This window comes from Mesobacillus sp. ABV4_180 (assembly GCF_056158485.1).
In genome coordinates, this window is sequence record NZ_JBSWTJ010000001.1 from 997,169 (window position 1) to 1,013,535 (window position 16,367).

Here is a 16,367-nt window from a genome sequence, read left to right on the forward strand (position 1 = left end):
ACAGACAAATAGTTAGTTTTCAATCGTTATTCGTATCAGTATTAACAAATTCGATACAAGGCCGACAAAAACAAAGAGATTATTGATGAAAATCAGTTTGGGGGATCCAAATGAATGATGAAGAATTAGTTTTCCGGTCTCGGAACGGCAATATGCAGGCTTTTGCGGAGTTGATTGATATCCACACTCCCACTGTCAAACGCTTTGCCTTCCAGCTCGGAAACAAATATGACGATATCGATGATATTACCCAGGAAGTGTTTGTCAGGGTGTACCGCTTCCTTGATCAATTTTCGCAAGCGAAATTCACAACTTGGCTTTATAAAATTACTTTGAACGTAACCAGGGATTTTGCCCGAAATAAACAAAGGCAAATCAAAAAGGTTCTGAAATTCGGTAAAGAAAGGACGTTCAACGGGAAAACGGCTGAAGAAAATGTCCTTCGTTATGAGGAAGACAGAACACTCCATGAGTGCATCCAAAAACTTGATGAAAAGTACCGGATTCCGATCGTCCTCTTTTATTTCCATGATAAAAGCTATGATGAAATTGCCGAAATAACTGGGATTTCATTGGGGAATGTGAAAACGCGTCTTTCAAGAGGGAAGGAACACTTGAAAAAGCTACTTGTCCTGTCCGAGGAAAGGGAAGGTGAAAACCATGGATGATCAGTTGTTGGAAAAACGTCTGGAAAGTCTGAAAAAGGCTTATAACGATATACCTGAAGAAGAAAATCGCTCAGCAATCCTTGCGGCCATTAAAAAAGATCAGAAGAGTAAAAAGAAGAATAAATGGATTCACCTCCCTTATGCCGCAAGCTTCATCGGAGTAGGGATGATTGCCGGGATTTTAATGATGCAGTACATCGGGGAAAACGATGCATACCCTGAGAGAACCGAGTTTTCGAAGGCTTCGGAACATAATGAAGAACTGCTTGATGAATCAGAAGTGAAAGCGGAATTTGATAGTGTGAGGAAATATTATTCTGAAAAACAAAAGGAAACAAAAGAAAAATTGGGTCTAGGGTATGGTTATGAAAGCTGGTTGTACCAGAACATTCCTCTTGAAATCGAAGCAGCCGAATATGACATGCTAGAAAATCCGGAGAACTATAATCAGGAAAAATTTGAACTGGTGCTAAATCAGCTCAGAGGAACAGTTGATGATGCTTTCACACTTCCTTCTGAAATTATCGAGGAAATATCTAAAGATGACAGTCATCAAGAAGTCGGACTGAGAGAAGAGCATCTGCTTAGACAGCTTGAATCATATTGGGGAGCATTATTTCAATCAATGGTTCTTTATGAATGGGATTTGGAACAGGCGATTGAAAAGGGAAGCCTATCATCTGTCATCGGAAAACTAAATGCAGGAGGAAAAGACTTCTCGAATGAAGGTTTGAGAAAATTGGCGGCAGCTGCCGTGGAGAATGGTTATGCTTTCCGTGAAGAGGAAGGCAGTATCGTTCCTTATATTGATTTCAATGGTGTAGCGGATCGTTTAAAGGAAAGCAATAATGAAGATTATCGCATCTATTTAAAGTTGAGAAGCAACAAAGTCCAAAATCAGCAAGGGATTGTAATGTCCTATCAAAATTTGGGTGAACTTCTGGTCAATCTTGAGAAGCAGAGCAACATTGTCCGCGATTATAAGGTATCGCAATGGATAACAAATGATGCCCAATCACTATATATGCTATTTATTCTAGGCTCTCCATCAAATCCGATCTTTGATGAAAATAATGTACTAAAAGAAGATGTTAAAAAGGCATATCAGCATGTAATGAACAATTATCCAAATACCGATACAGGTGCAGCGTTGAGAATATACTATCAGCAGCTGGAAAAAACGGATTTCAAGGAAATTGTAGAAATTGAAGTGGATGGAATCTATCCTAAATACTTGCACATTACATCTGGACTGAATAAACCTGAGGAAGGGTTCACACAGAGCATTCACATGCTGTCTGATGAACTGCAGTCAGCCTACAAAGAATTTGCGGCTAAAAAGAATGCAAATATCCTAAAAAGCTATGGTCCGTTTGAAATTATGCAGCTGTACTTCCAAGCGGACAGCCAAAAAGATTTTGGAACAAAGTATGCATTGTACAGCCAGGACGATGCAAAGCCTTCTGAGAAGCAATATATAAAAGAACAGCAGGAAGCAGGCTTTGACCTTGGCGATCTACTAAAAGGGTATGAATATGCGACACTTTACCATCCTGACAACGAGCCTGAAAAAATATCTGGGATAGAATTGCATTTCTCTGGCCAGGATTCATTGGTATTCCAGATGGTCCAGGAAAAGGGAATATGGAAAGTAAGGTTTATGCCGCTGCAATAGTTTAAATATGGAAGCCTAAATAAGAATTATCTTATTCCTTTTGATTAAAACTATAATATATGATATAATTTTTAATTGCGTATTAATGGGATAAAATAAAACAATATTTAGGAGTGTTTCCATGTCAGAGAAAATCGAAGTAGGCAGCGTTTTAACAGGAAAAGTAACAGGAATTCAGCCATATGGCGCTTTCGTAGCATTAGATGAAAATACACAAGGTCTAGTTCACATTTCCGAAATTACACACGGTTATGTTAAGGACATCAACGAGCATCTTACAGTTGGCGATGAAGTGAAAGTGAAAGTTTTGTCAATTGATGAAGCTGCTGGAAAAATTGGCTTGTCAATCCGTGCTACTGAAGAAGCACCAGAACAAGTACAACGCGCACCAAAGAAGCCACGCAACAAGCGTCCAGCTGCAGTTGTCCAATACCAGGATGATTCAGCACAAGGTTTTAACACATTGAAGGATAAGCTTCAAGAGTGGATCGACCAGTCTGATATGGCTAAGAAGTAATGAAAAAACCGGAGAAATCCGGTTTTTTTTTATGGCTCAATCAGGAGTGCTTTTTGAAAAAGCAGATAAATCAGGTTTTTCTTTCTCAAGGGGGTTAAAATGAAAGAGCTTACAGGTTACAATATGAATGTCTAACCGATTTTTTCATTGGAACGGAGGAAGTATCATGACCACAAAAACGAATTCTCTGATTGAACAAACTGAAAAGTATGGTGCGAATAATTATCATCCACTGCCAATTGTTATTTCAAAGGCAGAAGGAGTTTGGGTAGAAGATCCTGAAGGAAATAAATACATGGACATGCTGAGTGCGTATTCTGCAGTCAACCAGGGGCACCGCCATCCGAAGGTCATCCAGGCGCTTAAGGACCAGGCTGATCGCGTGACGCTTACTTCAAGAGCATTCCACAATGACCAGCTCGGACCATGGTACGAAAAAATTTGCAAATTGACAAATAAAGAGATGGCACTGCCAATGAATACGGGTGCAGAAGCAGTGGAAACGGCTGTGAAAGCCGCTCGTCGCTGGGCATATGATGTAAAAGGGGTAGCAGAGGATCAGGCTGAAATCATCGCATGCATCGGCAATTTTCACGGCCGTACAATGACGGCGGTGTCACTTTCTTCAGAAGCAGAATACAAGCGAGGCTTTGGACCAATGCTGCCAGGAATCAAGTTGATTCCATACGGTGATTTAGAAGCATTGAAGGAAGCCATCACTCCTAATACTGCTGCTTTCTTGATCGAACCGATCCAGGGTGAAGCTGGGATTGTCATCCCGCCTGAAGGCTTCATGAAAGCTGCACATAATCTATGTAAAGAAAACAATGTTCTTTTTATCGCCGATGAGATCCAGGCAGGATTAGCGCGGTCAGGTAAAATGTTCGCTTGCGAATGGGAAGGAATCGAGCCTGATATGTACATCCTTGGCAAAGCGCTTGGGGGCGGGGTATTCCCGATTTCATGTGTCGTAGCAGACAATGATGTACTCGGCGTCTTCAACCCTGGTTCCCACGGTTCTACCTTTGGAGGAAATCCAATGGCCTGTGCCGTTTCAATTGCCTCCCTTGACGTATTGATTGACGAAAAGTTAGCTGATCGTTCTCTTGAACTTGGAGAATATTTCATCAGCAAGCTACGTGAAATCGACAACCCAATCATCAAGGATATTCGCGGCCGCGGATTGTTTATTGGGGTTGAACTGACAGAACCTGCCCGCAAGTATTGTGAAGATCTGAAAGAAGAAGGACTACTATGCAAAGAAACACATGACACTGTCATCCGTTTCGCTCCTCCGCTTGTCATCAGCCAGGAAGATTTGGACTGGGCGATTGAACGAATCCAAAAGGTATTATCATAACAAAAAAAATCCGCCATTCCAGGCGGATTTTTTCATTCTGTTAACGAGTTGCCCGTGGTTCAGCAGCTCTTTCTTCTCTTTCACTTGGTGCGAAAAGAAGACCAAGGTTTATTAAACCAGCAAGTCCAACAAGACCGTAGACGATCCTGGCCAATGCAGAATCCTGGCCACCGAAAATTGCTGCGACAAGATCAAATTGGAAGAATCCGACTAAGCCCCAGTTGATGGCTCCGATAATTGTTAGAACCAATGCTATTCGTTGAATACCGCTCATGGACCTTTCCTCCCTTAAAATTAACTTGGTTCGTATATAGGGTGATTCAGCTGCGAAAAAATTATTCATTCTATTTTTCCCCATAATAAAAACCTGTAACATTTTAGAGCACATTGGAGAAGATTAAGAAGTGTAATTTTTTGCATTGCCTTTTAAAAAAGAACATAATTACCCTTAGAGGAAGGTGATTTAAATGGATAACTTTACGTTTCATAATCCAACTAAGCTGATTTTTGGCAAAGGCCAGCTTGCAGAATTGAAGAATGAAGTCCCTCAGTATGGGAAAAAGGTTCTTCTTGTATATGGGGGCGGCAGCATTAAGCGCAACGGGCTTTATGATGCTGTTATGACCAACTTAAAAGAAATAGATGCGGAGGTATTCGAGCTTCCGGGTGTTGAGCCGAATCCCCGCCTGTCGACTGTTCATAAAGGCGTGAAAATTTGCAAAGAAGAAGGAATTGAATTTTTGCTGGCAGTGGGCGGCGGCAGTGTCATCGACTGTACAAAAGCGATCGCAGCTGGAGCAAAATATGACGGAGATGCCTGGGACCTTGTCACAAAGAAAGCCTTCGCAACAGAAGCACTTCCTTTCGGAACCGTACTTACACTGGCAGCGACAGGTTCGGAAATGAATGCAGGTTCCGTCATCACCAATTGGGAAACGAATGAAAAATACGGCTGGGGCAGCCCGGTAACATTCCCGAAATTCTCTATATTGGATCCTGTAAATACATTCACAGTTCCAAAAGACCAAACGATTTATGGGATTGTCGACATGATGTCCCATGTTCTCGAGCATTACTACCATTTGACAGAGAATACGGAATTCCAGGACCGAATGTGCGAATCCTTGCTGCTGACAGTGATGGAAACAGCTCCAAAACTGTTAGAGGACCTTGAAAATTACGAATACCGTGCAACCATCCTTTATGCAGGAACGATGGCATTGAATGGAATCCTTAACATGGGGTACCGTGGAGACTGGGCAACTCACAATATCGAACACGCCGTATCAGCCGTGTACGATATTCCCCATGGCGGCGGACTGGCAATCCTGTTCCCTAACTGGATGAAGCATAACCTCAAGGTAAAACCAGAACGTTTCAAGAAAATAGCTGTCAGAGTCTTCGGTGTGAATCCCGATGGGAAGACTGATGAAGAAGCTGGATTGGAAGGCATCGAAAAACTTCGGGAATTCTGGAACAGCATTGATGCACCATCACGACTTGCCGATTACGATATTGATGACAGCAAGCTGGAAATCATGGCTGACAAGGCAATGGTCAATGGAGAGTTCGGCAATTTTGCTAAATTGAAACGCGATGATGTGCTTGAAATCTATCGCATGTCTTTATAAAAACTGAAAGGACCCAGGATATTTCCTGGGTCCTTTGTCTATATAGCATGACAAAACTCTCTCTGCAAAAGTAAGTTACATATTCAATTATCACTTAAATAATCATATATTTCGGTGGAAAAATGAAATTAGAGAAAAAATTACCAATTTATTTTATAGGTCTAAATGTTTAAGTGCTGGGCTAACTGTGGTAAGTCACTAAATGTAAGACAATGGAGCCTGAGGAATAATTTACATAATTAACTTTCATCCTTCATCCTTCATGTAAAAAGCAAACCTGTTGAAAAGCAGTGACGCAAAGCCAGGAGTCTAAGGCTGCAAAAATCCAGCTACGATCTTCCAGCCACCATTGAAACAGAACTCATTCCTGTGGCTTTTATGTCCGATGATAACAGTTCAATTGAAATGTAGGGAGGGGTGCATTTATTTTTAAATGACTGAATATTCAGTTTATTTAGTGTGCTCAAATTTTTAACAAGAAAAGAGGCAGGAAATTGAAAATGTACAAGCTTTTCTCCATGATTCTCGCATTTTTGCTCGTGTTTATGATTACATTACCAGGCTCAGGGACGTTTGCTGAGGAAAACAAGGCACAGCAGAATATTAACAGTCAAAAAGCAGAAAAGGATCAAAATGGCAAACAAGCTGAAAAATCGCCGCAAGATCCTGAAAAGGACAAGGCACAGCCAGCCGTTAAAGCATTCACTAATAAAAATGAAGCTGAGCCATCGAAGGAAAGCAATTCTTCAACTAATGAGGATAGTGGAGATGCTGAGCAAGCAGATGAAGAAACCAACCAGCAATTTTCCAATGAGCCAAAAGAAGATGAAAACCCAGGGAATGAAGATAATAATCCAGTGGAAGATGAGGGAAATGAGAATGCTCCTTCAACAGAAGAAGGAGAAAATGATTCAACACCTGCACCTCCAGCAAGCAAGGATGCAAACAAAAGCACCCAAATTCACCTTCATATAGATAAGTGTATGGCACCAGTCGAATCAGGATTTGTCCTGGTGAATAGCGAATGGCATGAAATGACGAACCCAGGGAGTTCCCCGTTATTCAAAATGTTCGATGATGGAGAGTTCGTGAAGGATGATATCGCCGCTTTTAAACTTGTTTTTACATCAGGGGAAGAGCTTGTCATTCCAGTCGATGAAGTACGAGAAGGAGTGGAAGCAGAAGGCTCCGTTAATTACTGGCTCGAAAATTGCGAACTCCCTGCAGCAGATCCAGAGGAACCAGCCCAAACCTTATCAGCATTTTCAACAATTAATGTCATGGTGAATGAAAATCATGAAAAGATTGATAATATGACATTGATAATGATGAACGGAAAGAGGCTTGGTTTCGAGAGAGCCAATAACGTCTTTAGTCTGAGTCTACCGGAAGATATTGAACTGGATGCTATTCGGGGAATCGAAATTACAAGCAATAGCGTAATCAAGTTCATCCAGCTAACGCAATTTCAAGAGAGTACGATTGAAATTGCAGGGGGTGTGCTGACTCTCGAAATGAAATGGACCCTGCAGAATGAAACGATTGAGGCAGAAGACGATGAGGATGTTTCTACAGCGGTTCCAGTGAATCATTCTGATTCTGGTGGTACATCGAATCAACAGGATTGGGCAAGTGGGGAACTTCCTCAGACAGGAGAGAGCAGCAGGATGATGTTCTATGTACTAGGTTTCCTGATTGCTGCAGGAGGAGTTTTACTTAGGTTCAAGAATCCACTGAAGAATTAAACAGACAAAATGGAGGGGAAGAGATTCCCCTCTTTCATTATGTAAGGGGTGATAACGTGAAAAAAACATTGTCATTAATTTTGATTCTAACAGGCTTTTCGATCTTTTTTTATCCTTCAATAAAAGATCTCTATACCTCTAATAACCAGAAGGAAATGATTGATCAGTGGGAAGAATCTAAAGTGAAACCTGCTGAGAGTTTAAGTGAACTGGAAGAAGTTTTTAGTATGAAAACCCACGCTGACACAATTGAACCGGAAAGCTTGTCTGATGAGGATGGAAAACAGCAAGCTGTCCAAGAAAATATTCAAACACTGCCCCCGGGTATGGTGGGTGTGATCCAAATCGATAAAATAGACTTAAAACTTCCGATTCTGTATGGAGCTTCAATGTCCAATTTGGATAAAGGTTCGGGACTGCTGGAAGGCACTGCGAATCCGGGAATGCCCGGCAACAGTGCAATCGCAGCCCATCGCAGCAGGGCGTTTGGCCAGATGTTCAACCGACTAAATGAAATCCGCATAGGAGATATCGTGACCGTAAAAGATAAAAATCAGACATATCAATATGAAGTGTATGAAACCCTGGTGGTCGAACCAGATGACCTTTCCGTACTCAATGGAAGTGACGATGAAAAAGTCCTGACACTAATCACTTGCACACCGATTGATACAGCTACGCACCGATTAATTGTCAAAGCCAAGCTGCCCTAAAAAGAGTCCTGTGTATTCGGACTCTTTTTAGGGTTTAAAAATCATTTTCGAGGAAAAAAATAACGTAGTCATTAAGTTTAGAAAATATTTCACAATTGGTCACGCTTACACTACAGTGTGATTCTTGATTCTTGGTTGAGCTTTCGTTAAAGTGATAGAGAATACAATTAAATGGAGGATCAGACATGACACATGTTCGTTTTGATTACTCAAAGGCGTTAAGCTTTTTTGGTGAACACGAAGTTACATACTTAAGGGATTTTGTAAAAGTAGCCCATCATTCATTGCACGAAAAAACGGGAGCAGGCAGCGACTTTTTAGGTTGGATCGACCTGCCAGTGGACTATGATAAAGAAGAATTCGCACGTATCCAGAAATCAGCTGAGAAAATTAAAAGCGATTCTGATGTGCTGCTAGTGGTTGGAATCGGCGGTTCTTACCTGGGAGCACGCGCTGCACTGGAATTCCTGCAGCACAGCTTCTACAACGCTCTTCCGAAAGAGAAGCGCAAGACTCCACAAATCATCTTTATCGGGAACAACATCAGCTCTAGTTATATGACGGATGTAATGGATCTTTTAGAAGGAAAAGACTTTTCCATCAATGTCATTTCCAAGTCAGGTACAACGACTGAACCAGCGATCGCATTCCGCATTTTCCGCAAACTTCTTGAAGAGAAGTACGGAGTGGAAGAGGCACGCCAACGCATCTACGCAACAACTGACAAAGCACGCGGTGCACTGAAAACTCTTGCTGACGAAGAAGGCTTTGAATCATTCGTGATTCCTGATGATGTTGGCGGGCGTTACTCTGTTCTAACAGCAGTAGGATTGCTCCCAATCGCGGTAAGCGGTTCTGATATTGAAGCAATGATGAAGGGAGCGGCACAGGCAAGGGAAGACTTCAGCAATTCTGAGCTGGAAGAAAACGTTGCCTACCAATATGCTGCTGTCCGTAACGCGCTTTACAATAAAGGTAAAACAATCGAAATGCTGATCAACTATGAGCCATCCCTTCAGTACTTCTCTGAATGGTGGAAGCAGTTGTTCGGCGAAAGTGAAGGAAAAGACCAGAAGGGAATTTATCCTTCTTCTGCGAACTTCTCGACTGATCTGCATTCACTTGGACAATATGTCCAGGAAGGACGCCGTGATCTGTTCGAAACGATCATCAAGGTCGAAAAGCCTCGCCATGAAATGGTGATCGAAGAAGCTGCCAATGATCTTGACGGCTTGAACTATCTTGCTGGCAAGACAGTTGATTTCGTAAACAACAAGGCATTCGAAGGAACAATGCTGGCTCATACTGATGGAGGCGTCCCGAACCTTGTCGTGACAATTCCTCAGTTGGATGAGTACACATTCGGCTACCTTGTATACTTCTTTGAAAAAGCATGCGCGATGAGCGGCTACCTGCTCGGCGTAAACCCATTCGACCAGCCAGGCGTTGAAGCATACAAAGTGAACATGTTCGCTCTGCTTGGAAAACCAGGATTCGAGGAAAAGAAAGCAGAACTGGAAAAGCGACTTAAATAAATAATAGTCAAAAGGAGTACCCATTCGAGCGGGTACTCCTTTTTCATATAATGAGGAAAATCAGATGGCCCTGGACGTCACTGCGTGTATGACGGACAGATATGGCGAAAAGCGAAACGAAAGTGTCTGTCATCAAACTCATGACGGACAGAAATCGAGAAAAGCGAGATGAAAGTGTCCGTCATCAAGCTCATGACGGACAGAAATGGCGAGAAGTGAATCGAATTTGTCCGTCATCTAACCCATGACGGACAAAAATGGAGAAAAGCCAGCCGAAAGTGTCCGTCATAAAGCCCATGACGGACAGATATGGCGAAAAGCGAGCCGAAAGTGTCCGTCATTAAGCCCATGACGGACAGAAATGGAGAGAAGCAAGATGAAACTGTCCGTCATCAAGCCCATGACGGACAGAAATGGAGAAAAGTAAGCCGAAAGTGTCCTTCATCAAACCCATGACGGACAGTAATGGCGAGAAGTGAATCGAATTTGTCCGTCATCTAGCCCATGACGGACAAAATTGGAGAAAAGCGAGACGAAAGTGTCCTTCCTCAAGCCCATGACGGACAAAAATGGTGAAAAGTAAGCCGAAACTGTCCGTCATCAAGCCCATGACGGACAGAAATGGCGAAAAGAAACCCGAAAGTGTCCGTCATCAAGCTCATGACGGACAGAAATGGCGAGAAGTGAATCGAATTTGTCCGTCATTCAGTGACCAGACAGCTTTTCCCGCATCCTTCACATGAACCCCGCTCATTAAATCCACCGTTTTGGTTAAAACTAAGCTAAAACGTATGGAAAGGCGGAACGACCATTGATTGAGATAAAATCTGAGCTTGAGGGTAAACATTTTGACCTTTTTAAATTGGAACAAATGCTTAAACCTTTAGGATACACCATCGGCGGCAATTGGGATTACGATCATGGTGCATTTGATTATAAAATTGATGATGAGGTGGGCTATCAATTTTTACGTATTCCTTTTAAATCAATCGACGGGCAGCTGGACTCCAGGGGCTGCACGGTCCAATTGCAGCGTCCGTTTTTGCTCTCGCATAAATATCAGCGGGGCATCGATGACCATGCGAACATCGGGAACGCCAGTGCTTCCTTCAATCAATTCCAGGAGCCGGTGGACAAGGATGCCAGTTTTCCTGAAAAATATATAGAGGTTGGGAAATCGCTCGTCCGTGAAGTAGAGTCTTCACTTCTGAATCATTGACCGTTAGTTATGGCCAGAAGCTGGTCATCGAAATCAATTTTGATATTGTTAATGGGGTTGACGATGATGTCATCCCCTTTTTTTACACCAATTAATGTAATATTGCGTTCCCTTCGTAAAAACTCACTCACCTCGTGAAACTGTTTATCAATCAATTCAGGTCCAACCGAAATGTACGACAAATGCTTCCCATCAAAATTCCCCAACAAATCAAGGAGCGGATTGACGAAATCTGAGGAAGGAATGCTGTTCAGGAATACAGCGCTTGTCAATGCATTCGTCAGGATCAATTCATCAGCTCCGGCCCTTCGTGCATTATTAACCTGTTCGCTTGTGAGGATTTCAGCGATACAACGAATTCCCGGATTCAGTCCCTTAATTGCAAGCAATGTCAAAATCGTGTTCATATCGGCCTGGAGTTCATCCAGGTTTTGATCAGATGTTATGATGACTTTCTTTGCAGACTGAATCTTTGCCTTCAGCAATACATCATCCCTGTTCGCTCTCCCTCTGATAAAATGCAATTTATCATTTTGTAATGGATTTGCTCCAAGTGATTCATCGATTAAAATAATTGGTTGACCAGTTTCTGAAAGAGATCGGATAATCGACCGAGACCTCTCATTCCAGCCAATGATAATAATATGGCTGTCTCCCTTAAAAGCGACTTTCCCTTCTAAATATTCATTCTGTTTGTTGACGGTTGAAGCAGAAAGGTGAATGAAGTAGGAAGATAAAAAGCCCGTTCCTACGAGGAGAAGCAGCATTGCTGTAATCCGCCCCGCCAATGTTGTCGGATAAAAATCTCCATATCCCACTGTGGAGGCTGTGATAATAGCCCACCAGACTCCATCGAATATCGTCGGAAAGCTATTCGGTTCAATAAAGTGTACCGTCGCGCCAAATATAAGAATAATGAAGGCCGCAATGACTAGAAACCTCGTTAAAATCGGCAGCCGTATGAAACGGATATAAATCTGGTTCGTCAATTTTTTTCCCCCTATATCTTGTAAGAAAATTATTCATCCTTTTCCCCTATTCTCATTATCAAAAACAAGCCAAAACTAGAATTATGTAATTCTATTTTTAGCGAACAAGAAGATTTTTAACCAGGAGTTTTGGGTTGAAAAGCCCAAAATCCAAACCAGAACGTACCTCAGTTACCTTCTGGACATATGCTGACAAGTAAAGGAGGGATTAATGATATGTCATTCAATTCTGGTTCGAATGTGCTGTTGTTCCTTGCCTGCATGCTTGCCGGCTGGGCTTTGATGGAAGTCGGCCCGCTGCTCTTCACACTGGCTGGCTTAACCTTTTTTAAAATGATCGGAGTTATTGTCATCGTTCTATTTGCATTTGTCATCATATATATTGGGCTCAGGGTCCTGTTTAGCGGCGGCTGGCGCTAAATAGACAAAAGAACCTGCCAGCGTGGCAGGTTCTTGCTTTAATTTATGTTAATTCTTTCTTTCTCAGAGATGCGACCCTGCCGTAAAAGAAAATACCGCTGGCGAGAAGAATGACTCCAAAGGTAAAAGTTTTAATATCTGATGTGCCCGCGATGATCACCCAGATGGAGTAAATCGTCGAAATCACGGCAATTATGCCATCCATAATTCTTGATTTCATATCAGCATAGGTTTCCCCGGTCAGGACAAGTTTTAATTGAAATACAGAAGAGATAAAATAGGGGACTAAATAGGACAATGTCGCAATAAAAATAATAAAGTCAAAAGCATTGGATATCGAATTGGATATAGTTGAAAAAATAAACAGCTGTCCTAAAACGTTGGTGATAACGAGTGAAAAAGAAGGAAGTCCCTTTTTGTTTTCTTTTAAGAATGACGGCAGGAAAAGGCCCTGCCTTGCCGCCTGATAGGGCACTTCTGCGCTTAACCAGACCCAGCCAATGGTAGAGCCAAACAAGCTGATCAGGCCCAGTATGGCCAAAACTTTTCCCCCTATTGGTCCAAGCACTGTTTCAATGGCATCAATCAAAGGCTTTTCTGAAGCAATGAGCGTTTTTTGATCAAGCATTCCCATAACCAGCATGGAGATTCCGATGTATATGACTAATGCAATGATTAAGCCCAGTACTGTTGCACGCTTAACATCTGCAGGGCGTTTCGCCCGGGAAGCAAAAACAACAGCAGATTCTACTCCAATGAATGCCCAAAGTGTGGTAATCGCTGCATTATTGACTTGGCCATACAAGCCGATGGAGTTGCCAGCTTCATCATATCTAGGTGCTGAGAATGGCAGGATATTCGCTTTTTGAAAAGCAAATAAACCAATCATGATGAACAGGAAGAAACCTAAAACCTTTGCAGCAGTGGCAAGGAAATTTATTCTTCCGGCATGCTCCATTCCAGTCAAAATGATGAAGTGTGTTCCCCATAAAAGTATAGTACAGACAATGAATGTCGTTAGATTTCCGTCAGTAACAACAGCATTTCCAATTGTAAAGAGCTCTGTTTTGCTCGTCAAAATCGGGAAGAACGTGGAAAGATAGCTGGCAAAGGTAGTGATGATTGCAATGTTTCCAGCAAAATTTCCAATCCAGTAGCCCCATGAAGCCATGAATCCGGAAAGTGTGCCGGCATGCGAACCGGGAGGGAATAATTCTTTAGCATAAATTTGCGGTCCTCCTGTCAGCTTCGGTTTGCGCAGAGCTAAATTACCAAATACGAGGGCAGTCATCAATACACCAAAACCAGTAAGCATCCAACCCAGCAAAACACCGAGCGGGCTTGCTGCCTCAGAAAGGGAACGTGGAATCATAAAGATTCCGGACCCAACCATATTGCCCACCACTAGCGCAGTTAAAATCCAGACACCTAATTTATTCTCATTCTCCAAACTCATCTACTCCTATAAAAAAATTCATAACCATATTGTGCTTATTTACGCTTTAAATAACTCACGAAAATATCCACCCACTTATTTACATAAAAATCTATTAAGAACTATAATGAAACAAGTATGCAAAGATTGGAGTGGAGGTTTTCCATGCAGGAGTTTATTTTGAATGTATTGGACTGGCTATCCAGCCTTGGATATTTTGGAATTGCCCTCGGGTTGATGCTTGAAGTCATTCCTAGTGAAATTGTTCTTGGCTATGGGGGATTTATGATATCGCAGGGGACGATTGGTTTTACGGGAGCGGTCATTGCCGGCACGATTGGAGGCACGATTGCACAGCTGTTCTTATACTGGCTGGGTTATTACGGAGGAAGGCCGGTGCTTGAAAGATTCGGGAAATATTTGCTGATCAATAAGCACCATATTGACCTGTCTGAACAATGGTTCAACAAATATGGGCCAGGTGTGATCTTTTCCGCAAGATTCATTCCCGTGGTCAGGCACGCCATTTCCATTCCAGCTGGAATTGCTAGAATGTCGTTTTTGAAATTCACGCTTTACACTGTTGCGGCAGTCATTCCGTGGACAATTTTCTTTCTATACCTGGGAATCGTCCTGGGTGAAAATTGGGCCGGAATCAAGGATGTTGCAAAACCGTACATTATCCCGGTCAGCATCATTGCACTGGGAGCAGGTATTGTCTATCTGCTAGCCTCAAAGAAAAAGAACTGACGATAAACTCAGGTGTTGAACCTGAGTTTTTTTGTTTTCCTGCCAAGCTGAGCCTTCTTTTCCAACTAAGTGAATGTATTTACTAAAAAGGCTCATAAAACATAGCAGATTAGTAAAAGTTAAGAAAAGGAAAAGACATAACCGGACCAGCAGGGAGTATATCAGATGTTGAAGGAAATGTTGAGGCTGTTCAAGAAACAGCAAAAGAAGTCATCTTCTCCAGCGAAAAAGATTGAGGGGGAGCAAACAGCCCTAAAGGAAAAAGAATTCAGCAGCAATCTCCAAGATAATTTGTCCGTACTTAAAAGGCTTTACAGCATCCCGGATAACAGGGATGTAAAGTTAAGAAAATTATTTCTTGATGGATTCAACAGGGAAGCTGCTCTATTATTCATCAGCACGATTTCGGATGTTAAGAGTATAGAGGAAAACATCCTTAAGCCATTAACTGAAAATACCTCTTCACATAAAAAGATTAAAGATGTTGTATCTGTACAAATGGTCCATGAAATTTCATTGATGAAGGATGCTGTCAGGGACATAAATAAAGGAAATGCGCTTTTCATTGTGGATGGGGAAGCAAAGGCATACATTTTCGATTGTCCTGATTTCCAAAGCAGGGCAATTGAAAAGCCTGATAATGAAATCCTGATCAAAGGTCCAAAGGAGGCGTTCAATGAAAAGGCAGTCGCCAATATATCACTGCTGAGGAAAAAGGTCAGGAATGAAAACCTTATAGTGGAAGCCGCAGAAGTCTCACAGCGCTCTCATAATGATGTATTTATCCTTTACATTCGCGGACTTGCTAATGAAAAACTGATTGACAATATAAAGGAGAGACTGGGCAGTCTCGAAACGAATGCAATTCAGAATCTGCCCCTTCTCGAAGAGTATATCGAGGAGCGGAATTACTCTTTGTTCCCCAGTATTTTAACAACCGAGCGTCCTGACCGGGCAGCTTCCTTCCTGGAAGACGGATATATTGCTTTATTAATGGATAATTCACCAGACTGCCTGATTCTGCCGGCGACGTTCTGGTCATTCTTTCATAGTCCTGAAGACCATTATTTAAGGATTCATTATGGCAATTTTACAAGAGCATTAAGGATGGTTGCCCTTTTTATCACTATTTTTACTTCTGCCATCTATGTCGCGATTACAAGCTACCATGCAGAGATGATCCCACCTGACTTATTGCTGGCAATCGCCTCTTCCCGTGAAAAAGTACCTTTCCCGGCAGTTATTGAGATTTTAATCATGGAAGCCGCATTTGAATTAATCAGGGAAGCTGGGCTGCGTGTACCAAGTCCCATTGGACCAACTATAGGTATCGTTGGTGCCCTAATTCTTGGACAGGCTGCTGTTGAGGCCAATATCATCAGCCCGATTGTCATTATCGTCGTCGCTCTGGGAGGACTGAGTTCCTTTGCAGTAAGCGATTTAAGCTTGAATTTTGCGGTTCGGCTTATTCGCTTCGGATTTATCATAAGTGCGGCGATGATGGGAATCTATGGAATGACAGCATTTTTCGTAGCGGGATTGTTTTATTTGGTATCACTGAAATCATTCGGTGTTCCGTACCTTGCTCCGCTGTCACCCACCTATAAATCTTCCAAAGATACAATCTTTCGCAGATTAGTTAAAAATGAAAAGCTGAGGCCAGGTTTCTTAAAATCATCCGATTCACAAAAAAAGAGCGATGGAGCATAA

At 42.2% G+C, this 16,367-nt stretch carries 15 protein-coding genes and 1 riboswitch; of the genes, 12 read left to right on the forward strand and 3 right to left on the reverse strand.

The features are described from left to right. Positions 1-110 precede the first annotated feature (110 nt). The 4 genes from ACXAEA_RS04915 to ACXAEA_RS04930 all read left to right on the forward strand — a co-directional run bounded on the left by ACXAEA_RS04915 (position 111) and on the right by ACXAEA_RS04930 (position 4,220). Positions 111-668 carry an RNA polymerase sigma factor gene (locus ACXAEA_RS04915; protein WP_475094820.1) on the forward strand — a complete coding sequence of 186 codons (558 nt, stop codon included), beginning with the start codon at positions 111-113 and terminating at the stop codon, positions 666-668. After that, the gene (locus tag ACXAEA_RS04920; RefSeq protein WP_475094821.1) at positions 661-2,343 is read left to right on the forward strand and encodes a hypothetical protein; all 1,683 of its coding nucleotides are present in this window, start codon (positions 661-663) and stop codon (positions 2,341-2,343) included. Before ACXAEA_RS04915 ends, ACXAEA_RS04920 begins: the two co-directional genes overlap by 8 nt. A gap of 121 nt (positions 2,344-2,464) precedes the next feature. Continuing rightward, the gene (gene yugI, locus ACXAEA_RS04925) at positions 2,465-2,860 is read left to right on the forward strand and encodes a S1 domain-containing post-transcriptional regulator GSP13 (RefSeq protein WP_423407965.1); all 396 of its coding nucleotides are present in this window, start codon (positions 2,465-2,467) and stop codon (positions 2,858-2,860) included. Positions 2,861-3,026: 166 nt separating this feature from the next. Further along, on the forward strand, positions 3,027-4,220 hold the full coding sequence (locus ACXAEA_RS04930; RefSeq protein WP_475094822.1) for an ornithine--oxo-acid transaminase: 1,194 nt from the start codon (positions 3,027-3,029) through the stop codon (positions 4,218-4,220). Positions 4,221-4,260: 40 nt separating this feature from the next. Here ACXAEA_RS04930 and ACXAEA_RS04935 read toward each other — a convergent pair whose 3' ends face one another. Beyond that, entirely contained in the window at positions 4,261-4,494 is a 234-nt protein-coding gene (locus tag ACXAEA_RS04935) for a DUF378 domain-containing protein (RefSeq protein ID WP_475094823.1), read from the reverse strand. 193 nt (positions 4,495-4,687) lie between these two features. On the opposite strand from ACXAEA_RS04935, the gene ACXAEA_RS04940 reads away from it, so the two are divergent. The 5 genes from ACXAEA_RS04940 (at position 4,688) to ACXAEA_RS04960 (ending at position 11,063) form a co-directional block, all read left to right on the forward strand. Beyond that, positions 4,688-5,851: an iron-containing alcohol dehydrogenase gene (locus ACXAEA_RS04940; protein ID WP_475094824.1), complete on the forward strand. Its 1,164-nt coding sequence runs from the start codon at positions 4,688-4,690 to the stop codon at positions 5,849-5,851. A gap of 260 nt (positions 5,852-6,111) precedes the next feature. Next, a riboswitch (cyclic di-GMP riboswitch) is annotated at positions 6,112-6,202 on the forward strand. A 149-nt stretch (positions 6,203-6,351) separates the two neighbouring features. Beyond that, positions 6,352-7,596 carry an LPXTG cell wall anchor domain-containing protein gene (locus tag ACXAEA_RS04945; protein WP_475098056.1) on the forward strand — a complete coding sequence of 415 codons (1,245 nt, stop codon included), beginning with the start codon at positions 6,352-6,354 and terminating at the stop codon, positions 7,594-7,596. 56 nt (positions 7,597-7,652) lie between these two features. Beyond that, the gene (locus tag ACXAEA_RS04950) at positions 7,653-8,309 is read left to right on the forward strand and encodes a class D sortase (protein WP_475094825.1); all 657 of its coding nucleotides are present in this window, start codon (positions 7,653-7,655) and stop codon (positions 8,307-8,309) included. Positions 8,310-8,494: 185 nt separating this feature from the next. Further along, positions 8,495-9,844: a glucose-6-phosphate isomerase gene (locus ACXAEA_RS04955; protein WP_475094826.1), complete on the forward strand. Its 1,350-nt coding sequence runs from the start codon at positions 8,495-8,497 to the stop codon at positions 9,842-9,844. 811 nt (positions 9,845-10,655) lie between these two features. After that, on the forward strand, positions 10,656-11,063 hold the full coding sequence (locus tag ACXAEA_RS04960) for a YugN-like family protein (RefSeq protein ID WP_475094827.1): 408 nt from the start codon (positions 10,656-10,658) through the stop codon (positions 11,061-11,063). On the opposite strand, the gene ACXAEA_RS04965 is transcribed toward ACXAEA_RS04960, so the two are convergent. Beyond that, on the reverse strand, positions 11,057-12,052 hold the full coding sequence (locus ACXAEA_RS04965; protein WP_475094828.1) for a potassium channel family protein: 996 nt from the start codon (positions 12,050-12,052) through the stop codon (positions 11,057-11,059). The genes ACXAEA_RS04960 and ACXAEA_RS04965 overlap by 7 nt on opposite strands. A 216-nt stretch (positions 12,053-12,268) precedes the next feature. Between ACXAEA_RS04965 and ACXAEA_RS04970 the strand changes: the two genes are divergently transcribed. After that, complete coding sequence (locus ACXAEA_RS04970; protein WP_475094829.1) at positions 12,269-12,472, forward strand: hypothetical protein; 204 nt, start codon at positions 12,269-12,271, stop codon at positions 12,470-12,472. Positions 12,473-12,515: 43 nt separating this feature from the next. Here the strand turns inward: ACXAEA_RS04970 and ACXAEA_RS04975 are convergent, their stop codons facing one another. Beyond that, entirely contained in the window at positions 12,516-13,922 is a 1,407-nt protein-coding gene (locus ACXAEA_RS04975; RefSeq protein WP_475094830.1) for an amino acid permease, read from the reverse strand. 150 nt (positions 13,923-14,072) lie between these two features. On the opposite strand from ACXAEA_RS04975, the gene uptA reads away from it, so the two are divergent. Then, positions 14,073-14,657 carry an undecaprenyl phosphate transporter UptA gene (gene uptA, locus ACXAEA_RS04980; RefSeq protein ID WP_475094831.1) on the forward strand — a complete coding sequence of 195 codons (585 nt, stop codon included), beginning with the start codon at positions 14,073-14,075 and terminating at the stop codon, positions 14,655-14,657. Positions 14,658-14,822: 165 nt separating this feature from the next. Further along, a complete protein-coding gene (locus ACXAEA_RS04985) occupies positions 14,823-16,367 on the forward strand; it encodes a spore germination protein (RefSeq protein WP_475094832.1) in 1,545 nt (514 codons plus the stop codon).

What these genes read in the sequence shown, in the direction of transcription:
- ACXAEA_RS04915 (WP_475094820.1), top strand. Translation starts at nt 111, where the DNA reads ATGAATGATGAAGAATTAGTTTTCCGGTCTCGGAACGGCAATATGCAG.
- ACXAEA_RS04920 (WP_475094821.1), top strand. Translation starts at nt 661, where the DNA reads ATGGATGATCAGTTGTTGGAAAAACGTCTGGAAAGTCTGAAAAAGGCT.
- yugI (WP_423407965.1), top strand. Translation starts at nt 2,465, where the DNA reads ATGTCAGAGAAAATCGAAGTAGGCAGCGTTTTAACAGGAAAAGTAACA.
- ACXAEA_RS04930 (WP_475094822.1), top strand. Translation starts at nt 3,027, where the DNA reads ATGACCACAAAAACGAATTCTCTGATTGAACAAACTGAAAAGTATGGT.
- ACXAEA_RS04935 (WP_475094823.1), bottom strand. Translation starts at nt 4,494, where the DNA reads ATGAGCGGTATTCAACGAATAGCATTGGTTCTAACAATTATCGGAGCC.
- ACXAEA_RS04940 (WP_475094824.1), top strand. Translation starts at nt 4,688, where the DNA reads ATGGATAACTTTACGTTTCATAATCCAACTAAGCTGATTTTTGGCAAA.
- ACXAEA_RS04945 (WP_475098056.1), top strand. Translation starts at nt 6,352, where the DNA reads ATGTACAAGCTTTTCTCCATGATTCTCGCATTTTTGCTCGTGTTTATG.
- ACXAEA_RS04955 (WP_475094826.1), top strand. Translation starts at nt 8,495, where the DNA reads ATGACACATGTTCGTTTTGATTACTCAAAGGCGTTAAGCTTTTTTGGT.
- ACXAEA_RS04970 (WP_475094829.1), top strand. Translation starts at nt 12,269, where the DNA reads ATGTCATTCAATTCTGGTTCGAATGTGCTGTTGTTCCTTGCCTGCATG.
- uptA (WP_475094831.1), top strand. Translation starts at nt 14,073, where the DNA reads ATGCAGGAGTTTATTTTGAATGTATTGGACTGGCTATCCAGCCTTGGA.
- ACXAEA_RS04985 (WP_475094832.1), top strand. Translation starts at nt 14,823, where the DNA reads ATGTTGAAGGAAATGTTGAGGCTGTTCAAGAAACAGCAAAAGAAGTCA.